Origin of the sequence: Xenorhabdus lircayensis (assembly GCF_016306625.1) — a bacterium.
Taxonomy (GTDB): domain Bacteria; phylum Pseudomonadota; class Gammaproteobacteria; order Enterobacterales; family Enterobacteriaceae; genus Xenorhabdus; species Xenorhabdus lircayensis.
Genome location: NZ_JACOII010000051.1, coordinates 1 through 16,988, shown reverse-complemented (window position 1 = coordinate 16,988; position 16,988 = coordinate 1). Strand labels below are relative to the sequence as shown.

Genomic DNA, 16,988 nt, shown 5'->3' with positions numbered 1-16,988 from the left:
CATTTTAACTTTGGATAGACACGCACTTTTCAACTCAGGCAAAAACCGATGTCTAAGCCCTGAAAGGATCAATCTTCTTGCCCCTAATGGGCCGATTTTCGATATAACATTTTATTAACAAATCACCACTATTGCAGTTCAACCTAATCATACTACCTAAGCGCTATTTCCTCAGTTTTCAGATTTTGCCCAAAAGAAAAGGCTCCTAACGTTAGGAGCCTTTTCTCAGGATGTGAAAATCCATTTCTAACACAATAACACACTTTTTGCGGCCCGCACTAGCTTTCAGTGTTTGATTGTTTGTTTTTTAACCTATAAATCCATATCCAATTGAATACCCAGCATTTCTAGGCAACCTGCAATAAAGCTCTCTCCGCATAGTATCCTGTGCCTGACCTCTTTCTCGTTCGTCTCGTACTGGCGCGCTATCTCCCGCTTGGAGTAACCAAACATGTAATGTTGTTTGATATATTCCAGCTCTTCGCCTTTTCCTCTCGCTCGCAGCCGTGCGACACAGATATCAATAACCAGCCCATCCTCGTCGCTGCACGTTGGCCTGTTATTACCAGTGGCAGGGAGCAGGCCGCTAAACCCAGCGGCAACAGGCGACCAGCCAACGCGCACAGGCTCAGTCGTTGACCACCCACCCCAGCGTACTAAAACCTGTTGAATATCACGCATAGAATTTTATCCTGTAGTTCTGTGTAGCCCGAAATTTTTTACTGGATGCCGTTGCGCTTACGTGCCGGTGTACATATTAGGCGCGAATCGCGAATCGCTAAATGCGTCGTGCAAAAAAAACGCTGTACCAACCTGTATCAACCTGTACCATCTATCCCTAAACCTTTCCTATAAGTGACCTATATATATAATGGGGTAGTTAGTTATAAGGTTGGTACAGTTGGTACAGTTGGGACTGCCCTTATAAATCAATAGCTTTAAGCGTACCAACCTACTACTTTAAGTTGGTACGGGTTGTTACACCCGCTCAAAAATCCGCGTAACTTTCCCATCAACACGACGTTGAACACGTTTAAAACCGCAAGTTTGCAAAACATTGCTAATTCGCATCTCTTCGCGCTTAGTGATCCTTGAAGGCTCAAAGTTAAGTGCTTCGCGCAAAACATCGCTTGCGCGTAAAAATCCGCGCGTTCGTGGTTGCTCGCTTGTCATTAAATCCGGTTCATCCAACCATCTCTCTACAATTTCCAGCCACGCATCTTTGATCTGGTATTGTTCGTGGACTGTCACAGCTAACCGTTCTGCTTCGCTGAACTGGATACCGATTTGTTCAAATACGACTTTTGCTTCCGCCCACAATTGCAGACGGTCCTCTTTAATCGCAGCGAGGTTTATTTTGTTAACCTCAACGGGAGTCCATCGGCGGTTGCCCGTTTCATCGCCCAAAAATTCACGACTATTTGTTGTACCGATGAACAACAAACGCCGGGGAAACTGGACGGCAAACTCCCGGTACTTAGGTATCCAGTTCTCATGGGTACGGGTAACGAAAGCCTTGATACTTTCCTGTTCTTTGGTGTTCAGCCCGCGTAACTCCCCAATTTCCGCAACCAGACGCCCGCGCATTTTGCGGGCCAAATCATCGTCTTTTTCTGCAAAGCTGATTTCGGTAAAGAAAGAAGGATCAGGCGAAAGCGCAGCCACCCCGGAGGACTTGCCACAGCCTTGAGCACCGACCAGAATCGGCACAATGTCGGCTTTACAGCCAGGATCTAAAATGCGCCCTGCCAAAGCCGTCCACATATACATGGATACTGCACGGGTATACGGGGTATCCTCAGTGCCAAAATGAGTGTGATAGAAACGAGTAATGCGAGGGACACCATCCCACTTCAAGCTATTGAGCCATGCAATGGCAGAATCGAAAGGCTGCTCGTCGGCTGCCAGCATTACGATGTCCCGAACCAACTCACGTCCGACAGGCTTGAATCCCCGTTTCTCCAGCGTAATACGCAGTCGAGAGTATTCAGCATCATTGAAAGCTTGCCACTGAGACTTACCCGTTGGCGAAAACATGATTTCATCACGGAACTGGTCGAACCGAATTTCAATACCAACAAAGTCCGCTCGCATCACTGCCTTGAATGCGTTTTCTATCGTGGCTTCAATCTGTCCGTACTTATCACGTTTGAATGCAGGCAAAGGCGCAGGCTCGGATACTTCAGTCGAAGTCAAATCTTCAAAATCGTCCTTGCCGAACCCGATAGCTATCTTGAAATCGCCATCATCCCTATGCGCACAAGAACCATGCAGGCACTTGAAATGGCCCTGTTCAAAACCCGCAGTCCCCGCAGGAAAATACGCTGTGCTTGTGGGGTCACTATCAATACTATGTCCATCCCCAAAGGGACATTTGATATAGCGTTCTCCGTTTTTGCCAAACGATAAGGTCCAGCCGTTCGCGTCCAGATAGTCTGCGGTCTCATCAGTGGCATTAGGTGTGACAATACTCCGGTCGCGTAACTTACCAGCAGCATCGGCCTCAGTGGACATGGCAACGGGCAGACATTCAGACAGTCCAGACCAAAGCGCCTCGAACTGTTCGGCGGACAACACAGGAGGATCATGAGGTAAACCCCCGTCCCATTGAATACGTGCCCCACTGGGGTGGGTGCCCGCTGCAACAAATTGCTGGCCATTGGCCAATAATTCGATAATACCCAAATCATCCTGCAGACGGTGGATGCGCTTACGGTAATCCCCTTCAGCGGACAATAGGTACAGACATTTATTAGAGTTATTGCGATAACGGCGTGGCGGCAACTTACCTAACGTTTTGATTAACAATGCCTGGATTTGAGCCTGTACGTTTTCATCTTCACTATCACAATCCAGCCCCAAGTCCCCACCTCCGGTACGCACACAAATACCGTAATCGGGTTCATTCGCCCACGCGGTGATATCAGCATCGGTAGCGTTCTTTTCTGTCCACTTCAGGATCCCCACCACATGCCGCGAACGGTTATAACGGCTGGGCGTCTTGCCCAGACTTTTTAGTTTTGAATCCGGGGAGACAGCCGCATCAGGGTTACATACGACAGGTAACAGCCTATCAGTACGCCCCAATATCAGATCGAGATGAAACCACTCATCGGGCGTTGCTCCCCAGTGTGTTTGTTCTGACATGTAAATATGTCCTATTATTTTTTATTCACAAATTCGGTATAGAAACGCTCAATAGCTCGAACAGTAGATAAACGGGGATCAGAGCTAGTACCTGTCAGAATACGGCTCAGCGATGGCTGGCTAATTCCTATGTGTGCAGCTACTTGGGCTTGAGTGAAGCCAGCATCTATAATTTGTTTAACTAATTCTTGTGGGTGAAATTCGTACATCAGCAAGCTCCTAATTTGGTGGATGAGCTTAAACTATACGTAAATGAATTATATATCAATACTGGAATGTATCGAAAAAAGCTCTAATATATGCAGTTACGCATAATTGATTGAAAATCACACAAACGAGGGTCTAGAAAATGATGTCAGACTTTGGGATTTTGACCAAAAACATTAGATATTTAATGGAGATACACGAAATATCTAGTGTGACAGAGCTATCTAAACGAATAAAGATGCATCAACCCACATTACATAGGATGCTGACAGGAGAAGTAAAAGACCCTAAGTACACTACGTTAAAAAATATTGCTGAATTTTTTAAAATTTCCCCAATCGATCTTATAGAGTGTGACCTTCGAGTATCACAACCTAAAACTATTGTTGATGTGGAAGGAGAACCTTACTCCGTTAATTTCAAAGATGTCCCCGTAAAAAGAAACGCCCATTTAGGCGACGAAAGTTACTGGGCCGCAGGGGATATTACGGATGGATATATCAGATGGCCAACACATGACCAAGACGCATATGCGCTGAAATGTACAGGTAATTCAATGATCCCTCGAATAAAAGAAGGGGAATTTGTGATTATAGAGCCAAACCATTCATACTCACCGGGGGATGAAGTATTGCTGGTTACCGATGCAGATGAGGTGATGATTAAAACATTTTTGTTCGAACGTGAAGGCTATTGTCATCTATTACCAATTAATGAAAACCTAGCCCCCATACGCATCCACAACTCTAAAATATTTCGAATGCAATACGTAGCTGGAATAGCTAAAAACTCGTTATGGCATTCTTAACTTTAAAATCAACTAGTTAAATAAGGCCACGAATAGGTGGCCTTTATTTTTGGAAAAATTATGTGTTTTCGTATTGACCATTCATACATAACGGTATATAAATTCGTTAACGAATTAAAAATACCGTTATGTATCACCGCTCTTTAACAATTTAGAAAGTCGGAACAGCACATAGCCTCCTGTTTAGACCCCTACGCATTAAATGCGACGTACCATCGGACGCGATCCGGTCGGTGGGATGATTAGCCCCGCACGAGAGTGAGAACGGGCGCGAACGGGCAACACTGGCAGAGGGTGTGTGCTGAAATTAACTATAAGGAGGATTTATGTGATACCCAGCGGGGCAGACCGCGAATCTGCCGAACTCCACGCTCAGGCTCTCATCTCTCTGACGGTAAAATAACACCTAATTTAAGGGCGTCCTGATACGCCCTATCAAAAAGCACACCCACCAAAACGGGCGGACGGGTGTGCTTTTTGATATGCAAAAGAGGAGTTCAGGTCATGCAGCCAAAAATAATTCCCGTAGATAAGTACCCGATAAACAACGCCGTTCGCCGCCTGCGCTGGCTACGGAAATGTGAAGAACTTAAACGTAACCCTACCACCCGATTCCCAATTACTCTGTATTCATAAAAGGCTAGGAAAATGAGCTTAGAAACAGCTATTGAAAAAAATAATGAGTTACTGGAGCAACAAAATGCGTTGACCGGCCATAACAATGCGTTAATTGAACGATTATTTTCGGCATTAACAAATAACGTTGTTGTTAGTTCCGCCAACCTAGAAAATCCCCAGTTGGTTGAAAAAGTTAAGCAAATCGATAAAAAGGCAAAGGCTAGCGCGAAAAAAATCATCGATAGAACCCCCGTCGATATTGAAACCCTCGATTTAGAAACAGTCGTGGCTCTCGCGGTATTGTTCAAAACCGATGCCTCCGACCTGACCGCCGATACACTGGCGCAGGCTCGCGCCGTGATTGACGCCATAGGAGAAGATCGCAACGGGCAGGTTGACGCGTTGCATTGTGCGCTATCAGGTGTACAGGAGCTAAAACCACTGACAAAGGCCACAATTTTAGACTTGTGTCTGGAAATGGTGGAAAACTGGGACGACATCCCCGGCATTACTGAACGTCGGGAATTCGCGTTGGAACTACTCAATGAGGGCAAACAGACCTCCGAGCCAGAGCCAGAGGCTGACCCGCAAGCGCTGTTCACTCAAGCCGAACAGCTTATTTTGCAACTGGCTAAAGGGGGCTATCTCAAAGAAGCAAAGACCATCCTTAATAAATTTGGGGCCAGAAAGTTGGGAGAAGTTCCGCAGGACAAGATCCCCGACGTTATTCGCCTGACCGAAGAAGCCTTGGAGGGGTAGTCATGCCGGAGGTACACGCAAAACTCTCCCCCTCATCGGCGCATCGTTGGCTACGCTGTACGGGTAGCCTGGCAATGGAGGCAGGCCAGCCTGACACCGAATCGCCGTTTGCGATTGAAGGCACTGCCGCCCATGCCCTCGCTGAAACTGTTCTCAACAATCGCCAAAACCCTACGTTCCTCGGCGAACCTTTCACGATGGGCCAAAACACCGCCGATTATCTGGGGCAACACATACTGCTCAAACCTGATACACCACAGGTTAATGAAGAAATGGTCGAGACCGTCGGTCAATACGTCGAAACGGTCTGGGGACTGGCTCAGGGGAAAGAACTGTTAATCGAACAGCGCGTCGATTTTTCCGATGTGATTGGCGTCGAAAACTCTTTCGGTACTGCCGATGCTATCATTATCAACGGTGACGAGCTGCAAGTTCACGACCTGAAATATGGCCGGGGCGTGAAAGTCGATGCTGAGGAAAACGAACAATTGATGCTGTATGCCCTCGGTGCTCTTGACCAGTTCAGTATGCTTTATGATTTTGAAACGGTACGGATGTTCATTCACCAACCCCGGTTGAACCATGTTTCAGAATGGACAATCAGTGTGGGTGAGCTGCGCCAATTCGGGGAACGTGCCCAAGATGCCGCCGCATCGGTCATTACCATTTTCGCCATTGCCCAATGCGAAGGCGTGGACACATTACCTCCTGACACTTTTACACCGGGCGAAAAGCAATGCCGGTTTTGTAAGGCTAAGGCGGATTGCCCCGCACTGGCGGCTCACGTCTGGAGCACTATCGCTGATGATTTCGATGATCTGACACAACCGTTAGCGCCACAGATAGAGAAAGCTATCGAGCAAATCCCGCGATATGACAACCAAACACTCGCCGCTAAATACGCACAGGTAGATTTTGTCGAAGGCTGGTGTAAGGCTGTTCGGGTTCATGTCAGTGATGAACTCAATGCCGGACACCCTATCCCCGGCTTTAAGCTGGTCGAGGGTAAACAAGGTAACAGAGCGTGGGGCATCGAAGCCGATGCCGAAGCAATGTTAAAAGGATTTAAGCTTAAGCAAGGTCAGATGTACACCAAGAAACTGATTACACCTCCCCAAGCTGAAAAGGTGCTCAAAAAAGAGCACCCGAAAAAATGGGACAAACTGGAATCTCTGATTATCCGGTCTGACGGTAAGCCTACCATTGTACCGGAAACCGATCCCCGTCCAGCACTGGACGTTAACCCGATTAACGATTTTGACGACGTATCTGACGATGCGCTCGCCGCTGACCTCATTTAATCAATAAAAAAGGTAGAACCATGAAAATTAGTTTAAAAAACGTGCGTCTGGCATTTCCTGATTTGTTTGAAGCAAAGGATTTCGAAGGAGATGGTAACTTTAAATTCCGCGCCACTTTCCTTATTCCAAAAGAGCGCAAAGAATTAATTGCTGAAATTGAAGCCGCCATTTTAAAAGTCGCAACCGATAAATGGGGTGCAAAAGCCGAAGGTATTACTAACAGCATTCGCGGAAACCATATGCGATTCAATTTACGCGATGGTGACGAAAAATCGGATTATGACGGCTACGCAGGCAATATGTTTATTGCAGCCAGCAATAAGGCGCGCCCTTTGGTTATTGATCGTGGTCGTTCTCCACTGACAGCGCAGGACGGTAAACCGTACTCCGGCTGTTATGTTAACGCAACTATCAGCATTTACGCCTACGACAATAAAGGAAAAGGCATTTCCGCTTCACTCGGTGGAGTTCAGTTCTTCCGCGATGGGGATGCATTCTCTGGCGGCGGCGTAGCATCGGCGGATGAATTCGATGATTTAAGCGAAGGCGCAGATGTCGACGCAGAAGCAGCGGAATTAATCTGATGAGCCAAACCCGAAGATTTTGACGATTTAAGTGAAAGTGAAGGTTAGTATATTTTTTACGCCCCGTTAATTATACGGGGCTTTTCTTAGGGTAAAAACCATGACACAGAAAACATTAACCAAAGATATAAAATTTTTAATTGTTAAAAACGCACTGGCTAAAGCCGGGATATTCGAAAAAGAAGAACAACTTTATCAAGACCGTGCGGACTGGGCTGAGAAAATAAGAATTGAAGCCATTGGCGGTGAAAATATGGAACAGGGCATACAAGATATTATGTCCGAAATTAAGAAGCTGGCGACTAAAATTCCCGAAGCATTGAAAATAGACAGAATGCCTATTAGGGAATATTTTTATATAGAAGTTAATTTAGCGGGCAGTCGGGTTTTTATTTATTTTAATGGTGCCAGAGAACGTTATCGAAATCCTGGTAGCCGAGAACATATATACAAAATAACGCCAGAGAAAACCACACTATTAGCCGATAATCCCTTGGTGAATGAATTCTATGAATTCGAAAAACGTTACAAAGAATTAGAAAACCAACGCGAGGATATTACCAATAATGTGGACGCAGCCCTATTAAAAGTCCGCAGCGTAAAAAGGTTATTAGAGGAATGGCCGGAAGCTGCCGAATTACTGCCTAAAGAAATGGAAAAATCCGCACCAGTTCCCGCCGTTCGCCGTGAAGCATTAAATACATTAATAGGGCTACCGACAGGGACGGATAATGGATAGGTTATGGATCGACCTCGAAACCTACAGTGAAACGCCAATCAGAAACGGAACCCACACGTACGCCGAACATGCGGAGATTATGCTGTTTGCGTGGGCAATCAACAATAACCCTGTTCAGGTATGGGACGTTACCAGCGGGGTACCCATGCCCGCCGAGTTACATCATGCTCTGATAGATCCATCAATTACCCTCTTCGCCCATAACAGCCACTTTGACCGTACCGTTCTGCGCCATTACATGCCGAAGTTGCATCTGGATATTTTCCGCTGGCGTGACACGATGGTGCAGGCATTAACGCACGGTTTACCGGGGGCACTGGGGGCATTGTGTGAGGTATTAGGTATTCCGGCGGATAAGGCGAAGGACAAAGAAGGCAAGTCGTTGATTCAGCTCTTTTGCAAGCCCCGCCCGAAAAACGTCGCCATTCGCCGCGCCACCAGTAAAACCCATCCCGAAGAGTGGAAGCGATTTGTTGCGTACGCGGGGCTGGATATTGAGGCCATGCGCGCAGTCCATAATCGCTTGCCCCAGTGGAATTATCAGGGCGCTGAACTGGCTCTCTGGCACCGTGACCAACAAATTAACGATCGGGGTACCTACACGGACATTGAACTGGCGAAATCCGCCATTGATGCCGTTGACCAAGAGCAAAAGAGGCTGGCAAAACGTACCCAGACATTGACCGAGGGCGAGGTACAGGCGGCCACCCAGCGTGACGCCATGTTACGGCACATCACCGCAACGTTTGGTGTCGAACTGCCCGATATGCAAAAAAGTACGCTGGAGCGACGAGTAGCCGATCCCGACTTACCCATCGCATTACGGGAGTTGCTGACCATCCGGTTACAGGCCAGTACCACCAGCACCAGCAAGTACAAGGCGCTGATGAATGGCGTCAGTGCAGACGGGCGTCTTCGCGGTACATTACAGTTTTGCGGGGCATCACGCACCGGACGCTGGGCAGGTCGCCTATTCCAGCCGCAAAATCTCCCCAGAGCTACGTTAAATCAGGCCACTATTGATACCGGTATCGAAGCGCTCAAAGCGGGATGTGCTGATCTTATCTATGGCGACATCATGCAGTTAACCAGCTCAGCCATTCGCGCTGTAATTAGAGCACCGGAAGGTAAAAAGCTGGTTGTCAGTGACCTGTCCAATATCGAAGGCCGAATGTTGGCATGGCTGGCAGGCGAACACTGGAAACTACGGGCGTTTAGCGAGTATGACCACGGTACGGGCCCTGACCTCTACAAACTGGCCTATGCCCGCGCGTTCAATATTGAGCCTGATGAGGTGACAAAAGACCAGCGACAGATCGGTAAGGTGATGGAGCTGGGTTTAGGGTACGGCGGCGGGGTCGCTGCTTTCGTTACCTTCGCTCTCACCTACGCCCTTGATTTAGATGAACTCGCCGATGCTGCTTTACCCCATATTCCGGCCTCTGTCCAGCGGGATGCCAAGAGCTGGTATAAAAAGTCCGTCGAGCAGAACAATACCTACGGCCTGAGCGAACGGGTCTTCATTACCTGTGATTCGCTGAAGCGCATGTGGCGTAACGCTCATACCGCAACCGTGCCATTCTGGTACGAACTGGAAGAGGCGGTAAAGCGGGCCATTGCCTCCACGGGCACTACCATTCCTTGCCGTAAGTTACGGGTACGTCGCGATGGCGCTTGGCTCCGGGTGGTCTTACCGTCTGGGCGTGCAGTTTGTTACCCCGCTCCCCGTGTCAATGACGGGCAGGTCAGTTACATGGGCACCAACCCCTACAGCCGCAAATGGCAACGGCTCAAAACCTACGGCGGAAAACTGGTTGAAAACGTCACCCAAGCCGTCGCTCGTGATGTACTGGCAGGCAACATGCCACGCATAGAAAAATCGGGCTACGCCATTGTATTAACGGTGCACGATGAGGTTTTGACCGAGGCACCGGACACACCTGACTACTCCCACGAACATCTCAGCACCCTACTCGCCACTAACCCCGACTGGGCACCGGATTTACCTCTGAGTGCCGGCGGGTTTGAGGCGTACCGATATAAGAAGGATTAAATTATGAAACGTTGTAAAGAATGCAACGGCTATTACGGTTATCCGAAGGTAGTTAATGTTGGTGAAAAATGTTGTTTTACCATAACTACTACCCGCGATGGACGCTCATACCAAAGTCGCACAGTAACTGGGATTTTATTAATGTCAGAAAAACAAGGTGACGACTTTTCTGTTAGGTACCGTAAAAAAGTCTATCACCCCGACCATATTTCACACCCCGATGATCCGTCGCCGCTGGCCTTAGCTTTTTCTGAACGCTGTGATTGCCCTCATAACTGAGACACCTCTATGTCATATAAATACCGAGACAGCCCGTTATATTTTCGTGCAGCGCGGGAGGCTGCGCAAATTGAACGCGAGGGCGATTATTTACGGGCATCAAAAGTCTGGAATAAAGCGGCTCGCCATTCACGCAATACGTTAAATATTGAGTGGGCAGAAAATCGTTCTGATTTTTGTTTAAAGCAACTTGAACGGAATAAAAATAATGAAAATACGCGAGGACGTGATCGAACGGCATCTGGTCAATGAAGTGAAAAAATTAGGCGGTATTGCCTATAAGTTCGTTTCTCCCGGTCGCCGGGGTGTACCCGACCGCGTTGTCGTTTTACCCAACGGGCGTGTGGTGTTTGTTGAGTGTAAAGCACCGGGCGAAAAACCCCGGCCTGACCAGTTACGGGAACACGAACGGCTCCGGGCACTGGGGCAAACAGTCGTTGTTTTGGATAGTAAAAATGTGGAGGGGATTTTAAAACAAGGAGACCCGCAATGATGCGTTTTGGTTCGGTTTGTTCGGGTATTGAGGCGGCCAGCATGGAATGGTAAAACAGCGGCTGATTGCCCCGATGGTCAGCGTTACCGGGCAATCGGTAACTCAATGGCTGTGCCTGTGATGACATGGATTGGGAAACGGATTTTAATGCAGACGGGTAAATAAATAATAAATAATGATAAATTTAATGGGAGAAAATAATAATGCTGTATGAAAACCTTATGCTGGACTTGGAAACAATGGGAACGGCGGTAGACTCAGCCATCATTTCTATTGGCGCTGTATTTTTTAACCCCGCAACCGGTGAACTCGGTTCCTATTTTTATCGGGCAGTTGATCTGACCTCCTCCATGCAATCAGGGGGTACAGTTGATGGCGATACTGTCCGTTGGTGGTTACGTCAGGACAGCGAGGCCAGAGCGGCGATTACCGTTAATGGCTTGCCTTCAATCACAGAAGTGCTGTTTGAGCTGGAAGAGTTCGTTAATGAAAACACCAAATACAATACCCGTAGCCTAAAAGTCTGGGGTAATGGGGTGGCATTTGACAATGTTATTCTGCGTTCGGCCTATGAGCGGGAAAAAATAAAACCGTTTTGGCACTGGTATAACGATCGGGATGTCAGAACTATGGTTGAGTTAGGACGCGCAATAGGAGTTGACCCAAAACAAAATATGCCGTTTGCAGGTAAGCAGCATAATGCGTTAGATGATGCCATTCATCAGGCTAAATATGTTTCTGTTATTTGGCAGAAGTTAATTAGCAATAATAACCATAATGATGAATGAGGGATTAAACCCCATGGCGAAATCTCCTGCAGAACGCAAAGCCGTCCAACGTCAACGCCAGAATCTTTCTGGCGTGACCAGTTACGGGAACACGAACGGCTCAGAGCATTGGGGCAAACGGTAATGGTTTTGGACAGTAAGAATGTGGAGGCGATTGTTGAATAGACCTATTCTCGATATGTGCTGCGGCTCCAGAATGTTCTATTTCGATAAATCTAACTCTGATGTTTTGTTTTGTGACATTCGTAGAGAGCAACATATTTTATGTGACGGCCGGGAGTTAAATATTAATCCCGATTTAATAGCCGATTTTAGAAACCTGCCGTTCGAAAACGAGTCGTTTAACTTAGTGGTATTTGATCCACCGCATTTAATTCGTGCGGGTGAAAATGGTTGGCAACGTAAAAAATACGGTGCACTGGATAAAAATAATTGGCGTAATGACTTATCACGGGGATTTAAAGAGGCGTTCAGAGTATTGAGACCAGAAAGAATATTAATTTTTAAATGGAACGAAACCCAAATTAAAACCAGTGAAATATTGGCACTGACAGATATTAAACCGGTTATGGGGCATCCGTCAGGTAAACGCGGATATACACATTGGGTGACATTTTATAAGAGGGGTTGATACAGTGATAGCCATGTCATATGGGGGGGGACGAATTCAGTTGCGTTATTAATAGGACTATTAGAAATTGGGCTGATACCTGATTTAATTACCTTTGCTGACACCGGCTGTGAAAAAACGCATACCTACGCTTACCTCTCCGTAATAAATAATTGGTTACTTTCAAACGGTGGTCCACAAATAACCGTTTGCAAAAAAGTATTTCGCCAAGGCAGAACAAAAGCAGATTGGGTGTACGAAGAAAAAGATTTATATACCTATTACCGCGAACGAAATATGTTACCTGCCGTGGCTTATGGTTTTAAAAATTGCAGTCAAAAATTCAAAATCGAACCGCAAGAAAAAGCATGGAATAACCATCCGCTTTGCAAGGCAGCATGGGCGCGTGGTGAAAAGGTCATTATGCTGGTCGGCTATGATTTTGATGAAGAACAACGGGTACTCAATGCCCGTCGCAGTCTGGCTAATGATGCCGTTCTGTCCAAAAAGTTTCAGTATGAGTACCCGCTGTACGATTGGGAATGGGGCAGAGACGCTTGTATAGACGCCATTCAACGCGCAGGACTCCCCCGACCGGGTAAAAGCGCTTGCTGGTGCTGCCCCTACACGAAAAAACCAGAGCTTTTACGCCTCCAACAAGACCATCCTGAACTTGTAGAAAAAGCGCTTGTAATGGAGCAGTCCGCCGATCTGAAACAAATAAAAGGGCTCGGCCGGCGCTGGAATTGGGGCGATTTTTTAACAAACCCTGACGGCTACAGTATGGACGATACCGATCACGATATGCCGTGCGGTTGCTATGACGGGTAAATAACTTTAATCGGAGAAAATAAAAATGAACAATATACGCCGTTTATATCTATGGCGTTGGGCTTGGTTACAGGTTTGGAATTTCAGCGAATGGAGTGGAATAGGTTTAGGTCGATTTGCTCCGTGGGTATTCCATCAAATGATTGGTTGTCATTTCCCCGTTAAGAAAATTAAATAAGGAAAAAATTTATGAACAATGACTATAAAGACGAACCGTCGTTAGCGGCGTTTATTAACAACACTTCACGTAATAAACCGATTGAATATACCGCAGAATTAGAATTAACAGATTTCACCAAGAACTGGGATGGTACGGCCATAGCGTATGGTAGGGTGTTTAATGACAGCGGTAAACGATTCGCAGACGGAGACGAAATAATAACATCTCTGGTAGTTAATGCCGAAACCTACAAAACCGATGGATATATAAAAACCCAACATTCCATTTATAAAATAAGGGAGCCAAGTAACTAATGCCAGATATCACAAAAGCACTTGTTTTAGGCGTTTATGGCGTTACTTGTTTTTTAGTATTTCTTGGCTTAGCAATTAAGTTCCGCAATAAACGATCAGGCCGAAAACTTAATCTTTTTGAAAATATATTCGTTAGTTGGATATGGCCTGCGTTGGTGTTATTAGCCATCGTAGATTATTTAGATTCCATGTACGACAAATTTACCCGGAGAAAATCGGAATGAAAATAATGATTGAAGCACCCGAGGATGTAAATATTAATACCGTACTATATGTAGTTAACGATTTTATAAAAAAGGCCGACAAAGAGCAAAACGGTTTTTATTACGTACAACTCCCCGAAGACGGAATAACAGTTAAACTCAAAAAAACGAGCGCGGGGAATATTATTGCTCGTGTATGTTAAAGGTAATGTATGAAGCCATTCACACCCCGCCCCTACCAAAACCTGATCATTAATCACGAACTGGACATCCCCCGCGGCAATGTGTGGGCAGGGATGGGTATGGGCAAAACAGTAGCCACACTCACCGCGCTGGAAGATCTGTACATGGCGGGCAGCGAGACACAGCCAACACTGGTTTTAGCACCGTTGCGCGTGGCTCGCTCCACGTGGCCGGATGAGGCGGATAAGTGGGATCATCTGCACAATATCGACATTCAGCCGATTGTGGGCAGTGTGAAGGAGCGTAGGGAAGCGCTCAAAAATACCAATGCCAGTGTCTTTACCACCAACTACGATAACCTCGTCTGGCTGGTCGAAACGTTAGGTAACAAATGGCCGTTCGCTACCGTTATTGCCGATGAGTCCACACGGCTAAAATCGTTCCGGTTACGCAAAGGCGGTAAGCGAGCAGCCGCGTTAGCGAAAGTTGCACATCGGTATGTACGCCGTTGGGTGAATCTCACCGGTACCCCCTCCCCTAACGGCCTGATTGACCTGTGGGGGCAAGCGTGGTTTGTCGACCAGGGCGAGAGACTGGGCAGAACCTATAATGCCTTTACGTCGCGCTGGTTCAATCACATTCGCTTTCCAGGGCAACACTGGGTGAAGCTGGAGCCGTGGCCATTTGCCCAGCAGCAAATACAAAGCGCCCTCAATGACGTGACCATCGCGTTAGATGCGGCGGACTGGTTTGATATCGAAGAGCCTGTCCACAATGTGCTCCGCGTTGAGCTACCGCCCAAAGTTCACCAGCAGTATCAGGCAATGGAAAAGGAGCTGTTTGTGGAACTAGACAGCATCGGCGTGGAGGCTCTAAACGCAGCGTCCAAAACCATTAAATGCCTGCAAATCGCCAGTGGCGCACTGTATACCGACGAGAACGGCACTTGGCAGGAACTGCACGATGCCAAGTTACAGGCACTCGACAGCATCATCACCGAGGCAAGTGGAATGCCGGTACTCGTTGCCTACCACTGGAAACACGATTTAGCCCGGTTATTAAAGGCGTTCCCCCGTGGCCGACATCTTGACGCTGATCCACAAACCCTGCGCGACTGGAACGCGGGAAAGATCCCCGTAATGTTCGCCCACCCCGCCAGCGCAGGCCACGGCCTGAACCTACAGGACGGCGGAAATATTCTGGTGTTCTTCTCCCACTGGTGGGATCTGGAACAGTACCAGCAAATCATTGAACGTATCGGTCCTACCCGACAGGCGCAAGCCGGTTATCACCGGCCTGTTTTTATCCATCACATTATCGCTACCCGTACGATGGATGAGAGGGTCATGGAACGGCGCAATTCTAAGCGGGAAGTACAGGACATTTTACTGGAAGCTATGAAGAGGAGGTAAAAGGTGACACGAACTCAAACATTGAAAGAATGGGCGGTTCTAGAATTTTCTGAACCGGTTCCAAGTTATCAAACTCTAATACGTTACGCGAAGAATGGCCTGATATCCCCCCGACCATACAAAGCAGGGAGATGTTGGAGAGTTGAGAAAAATGCTAGATTTATTGGATTAGCTGAAAAACCGACCATTAAAAAAGATGATGACCCCAGACTAATGAGGATCTTAGAAGATGGCTCGCCCACGTAAATATAATGTCAGTATCCCGAGTTTATCCTGTTACACAGATGCCAGAACCAAAAAGGTTTACTGGCGCTATAAGCACCCTGTTACGGGAAAATTCCACGGGTTAGGTGACGATGAAAAAGCTGCTAAGGCAATAGCCATAGAAGCTAACTCCCGTTTAGCTGAGGTCAAAATGACTCAGCTATTAAAAGTACAGGATGAAATCAGCCGTAAGTTAAAAAAAGGAATTTCAGTTACAGGTTGGTTAGATGAATATTTAAAAATCCAAAAAGAACGGCTAACCGCCGGAGAAATAAAACTAAATACTTTAAAACAGAAAATCGCACCTGTTGAAGCATTTAGAAAACATTGCGGTAACGAGAGCATTGACGATATTCAAACTAAAGATATCGCAACATTAGTTGATGAATATAAAGAACGAGGCCAATCAAGGATGGCCCAAATTATTCGCATGGTTTTAATAGATGTTTTCAAAGAAGCCCAGCACGCAGGTGAAGTTCCTCCGGGATACAACCCAGCTAAGGCAACGAAAATGCCTATTAATAAGGTTAAGCGCCAACGACTAAATCTGGAAGAGTGGAAAGCTATATTCGATCAAGCAGGGAAAACCCAACGCTATTTACAAAATGCAATGTTACTAGCTTTAGTCACAGGGCAACGCTTGGGAGATATCGCTAAATTACGATTTGATGATGTGTGGGATGACCATTTGCATATCATTCAGGAAAAAACAGGAACTAAACTGGCACTTCCCTTAGATCTTAAATGTGAAAGACTGGGATATACCCTACAAGATGTAATAAAGCGCTGTAGGGATAGGATAGTAAGCCCGTACATGCTCCATTACCATCACACTACTTCACAAGCCAAAAGAGGTGGTCAAGTATCAGCAAATGCAATAACCGCCAGCTTTCAAAAAACCCGTGATAAAACAGACCTCAAATGGGAGAACGGCACTCCACCTAGTTTTCATGAGCAAAGATCTTTGTCTGAACGACTCTACCGCGAACAAGGAATAGATACGAAAACGCTATTAGGACATAAGAGCCAAGCGATGACCGATAAATATCACGATGATCGAGGTAAAGACTGGATTATTTTAGCCACAAAATAGCGCTCAAAATTTAACCAGTTTTGCAGAAGAGTTTTGCAGGAGTTTTGCAGAAGATTTTCGGCGCACAAAAAACAGACGGGAACTATTAAGCCCCCGTCATTTATTTCAACCAGTTATTATTTACATATGAGAGATAATTGCG

24 protein-coding genes and 1 pseudogene are annotated in these 16,988 nt (G+C 46.6%); 22 read left to right on the top strand and 3 right to left on the bottom strand.

The features are described 5' to 3' along the window. Nucleotides 1–312 precede the first annotated feature (312 nt). The 3 genes from H8A87_RS14700 to H8A87_RS14690 form a co-directional block, all read right to left on the bottom strand. Nucleotides 313–681 carry an antiterminator Q family protein gene (locus H8A87_RS14700; protein WP_198690691.1) on the bottom strand — a complete coding sequence of 123 codons (369 nt, stop codon included), beginning with the start codon at nt 679–681 and terminating at the stop codon, nt 313–315. A gap of 297 nt (nt 682–978) precedes the next feature. Continuing rightward, on the bottom strand, nt 979–3,147 hold the full coding sequence (locus H8A87_RS14695; protein ID WP_198690690.1) for a VapE domain-containing protein: 2,169 nt from the start codon (nt 3,145–3,147) through the stop codon (nt 979–981). Between the two features lie 14 nt (nt 3,148–3,161). Further along, a complete protein-coding gene (locus H8A87_RS14690) occupies nt 3,162–3,356 on the bottom strand; it encodes a helix-turn-helix transcriptional regulator (protein WP_198690689.1) in 195 nt (64 codons plus the stop codon). 140 nt (nt 3,357–3,496) lie between these two features. Between H8A87_RS14690 and H8A87_RS14685 the strand changes: the two genes are divergently transcribed. From H8A87_RS14685 to H8A87_RS14590, 22 genes and pseudogenes are all read left to right on the top strand, one after another. Further along, complete coding sequence (locus tag H8A87_RS14685; RefSeq protein WP_332460380.1) at nt 3,497–4,162, top strand: S24 family peptidase; 666 nt, start codon at nt 3,497–3,499, stop codon at nt 4,160–4,162. 504 nt (nt 4,163–4,666) lie between these two features. Beyond that, complete coding sequence (locus H8A87_RS20230) at nt 4,667–4,798, top strand: hypothetical protein (protein ID WP_269749554.1); 132 nt, start codon at nt 4,667–4,669, stop codon at nt 4,796–4,798. A 12-nt stretch (nt 4,799–4,810) separates the two neighbouring features. Then, nucleotides 4,811–5,539, top strand: a complete 729-nt coding sequence (locus tag H8A87_RS14680; protein ID WP_198690697.1) for a hypothetical protein — start codon at nt 4,811–4,813, stop codon at nt 5,537–5,539. A 2-nt stretch (nt 5,540–5,541) separates the two neighbouring features. Further along, entirely contained in the window at nt 5,542–6,840 is a 1,299-nt protein-coding gene (locus H8A87_RS14675) for a DUF2800 domain-containing protein (RefSeq protein ID WP_198690688.1), read from the top strand. Nucleotides 6,841–6,860: 20 nt separating this feature from the next. Then, nucleotides 6,861–7,424: a DUF2815 family protein gene (locus tag H8A87_RS14670; RefSeq protein WP_198690687.1), complete on the top strand. Its 564-nt coding sequence runs from the start codon at nt 6,861–6,863 to the stop codon at nt 7,422–7,424. Between the two features lie 100 nt (nt 7,425–7,524). Continuing rightward, nucleotides 7,525–8,163, top strand: a complete 639-nt coding sequence (locus H8A87_RS14665) for an Nmad5 family putative nucleotide modification protein (protein ID WP_198690686.1) — start codon at nt 7,525–7,527, stop codon at nt 8,161–8,163. Further along, the gene (locus H8A87_RS14660; RefSeq protein WP_232370276.1) at nt 8,156–10,216 is read left to right on the top strand and encodes a DNA polymerase; all 2,061 of its coding nucleotides are present in this window, start codon (nt 8,156–8,158) and stop codon (nt 10,214–10,216) included. Before H8A87_RS14665 ends, H8A87_RS14660 begins: the two co-directional genes overlap by 8 nt. Nucleotides 10,217–10,219: 3 nt before the next feature. Continuing rightward, nucleotides 10,220–10,495, top strand: coding sequence for a hypothetical protein (locus H8A87_RS14655; protein ID WP_198690685.1), 276 nt, complete (start codon nt 10,220–10,222; stop codon nt 10,493–10,495). A 9-nt stretch (nt 10,496–10,504) separates the two neighbouring features. Then, nucleotides 10,505–10,747, top strand: a complete 243-nt coding sequence (locus H8A87_RS14650) for an ANR family transcriptional regulator (protein ID WP_198690684.1) — start codon at nt 10,505–10,507, stop codon at nt 10,745–10,747. Beyond that, nucleotides 10,704–10,988 carry a PDDEXK family nuclease gene (locus H8A87_RS14645; RefSeq protein ID WP_198690683.1) on the top strand — a complete coding sequence of 95 codons (285 nt, stop codon included), beginning with the start codon at nt 10,704–10,706 and terminating at the stop codon, nt 10,986–10,988. The genes H8A87_RS14650 and H8A87_RS14645 overlap by 44 nt, the downstream gene beginning before the upstream one ends. A gap of 6 nt (nt 10,989–10,994) precedes the next feature. Next, nucleotides 10,995–11,153, top strand: a complete 159-nt coding sequence (locus H8A87_RS14640) for a hypothetical protein (RefSeq protein ID WP_198690696.1) — start codon at nt 10,995–10,997, stop codon at nt 11,151–11,153. A gap of 38 nt (nt 11,154–11,191) precedes the next feature. Beyond that, nucleotides 11,192–11,776: a 3'-5' exonuclease gene (locus H8A87_RS14635; protein WP_232370275.1), complete on the top strand. Its 585-nt coding sequence runs from the start codon at nt 11,192–11,194 to the stop codon at nt 11,774–11,776. A gap of 75 nt (nt 11,777–11,851) precedes the next feature. Continuing rightward, nucleotides 11,852–11,941, top strand: a pseudogene (locus H8A87_RS19965) (VRR-NUC domain-containing protein); the annotation flags it as partial. Between the two features lie 31 nt (nt 11,942–11,972). Further along, entirely contained in the window at nt 11,973–12,407 is a 435-nt protein-coding gene (locus H8A87_RS14630) for a class I SAM-dependent methyltransferase (protein WP_232370274.1), read from the top strand. A 276-nt stretch (nt 12,408–12,683) separates the two neighbouring features. Beyond that, nucleotides 12,684–13,217 (top strand): hypothetical protein, encoded by a 534-nt coding sequence (locus H8A87_RS14625; protein ID WP_232370273.1) that lies wholly within the window; start codon nt 12,684–12,686, stop codon nt 13,215–13,217. Between the two features lie 25 nt (nt 13,218–13,242). Continuing rightward, nucleotides 13,243–13,395: a hypothetical protein gene (locus H8A87_RS14620; RefSeq protein WP_198690681.1), complete on the top strand. Its 153-nt coding sequence runs from the start codon at nt 13,243–13,245 to the stop codon at nt 13,393–13,395. An 11-nt stretch (nt 13,396–13,406) separates the two neighbouring features. Continuing rightward, the gene (locus tag H8A87_RS14615) at nt 13,407–13,691 is read left to right on the top strand and encodes a hypothetical protein (RefSeq protein WP_198690680.1); all 285 of its coding nucleotides are present in this window, start codon (nt 13,407–13,409) and stop codon (nt 13,689–13,691) included. Continuing rightward, nucleotides 13,691–13,915: a hypothetical protein gene (locus H8A87_RS14610; protein WP_198690679.1), complete on the top strand. Its 225-nt coding sequence runs from the start codon at nt 13,691–13,693 to the stop codon at nt 13,913–13,915. Before H8A87_RS14615 ends, H8A87_RS14610 begins: the two co-directional genes overlap by 1 nt. Beyond that, nucleotides 13,912–14,097, top strand: a complete 186-nt coding sequence (locus H8A87_RS14605; protein WP_198690678.1) for a hypothetical protein — start codon at nt 13,912–13,914, stop codon at nt 14,095–14,097. Before H8A87_RS14610 ends, H8A87_RS14605 begins: the two co-directional genes overlap by 4 nt. A gap of 9 nt (nt 14,098–14,106) precedes the next feature. Next, nucleotides 14,107–15,489, top strand: a complete 1,383-nt coding sequence (locus H8A87_RS14600) for an SNF2-related protein (RefSeq protein ID WP_198690677.1) — start codon at nt 14,107–14,109, stop codon at nt 15,487–15,489. A gap of 3 nt (nt 15,490–15,492) precedes the next feature. Further along, complete coding sequence (locus H8A87_RS14595) at nt 15,493–15,735, top strand: excisionase (RefSeq protein WP_198690676.1); 243 nt, start codon at nt 15,493–15,495, stop codon at nt 15,733–15,735. After that, on the top strand, nt 15,719–16,846 hold the full coding sequence (locus tag H8A87_RS14590) for a phage integrase Arm DNA-binding domain-containing protein (protein WP_198690675.1): 1,128 nt from the start codon (nt 15,719–15,721) through the stop codon (nt 16,844–16,846). Before H8A87_RS14595 ends, H8A87_RS14590 begins: the two co-directional genes overlap by 17 nt. Nucleotides 16,847–16,988 lie beyond the last annotated feature (142 nt).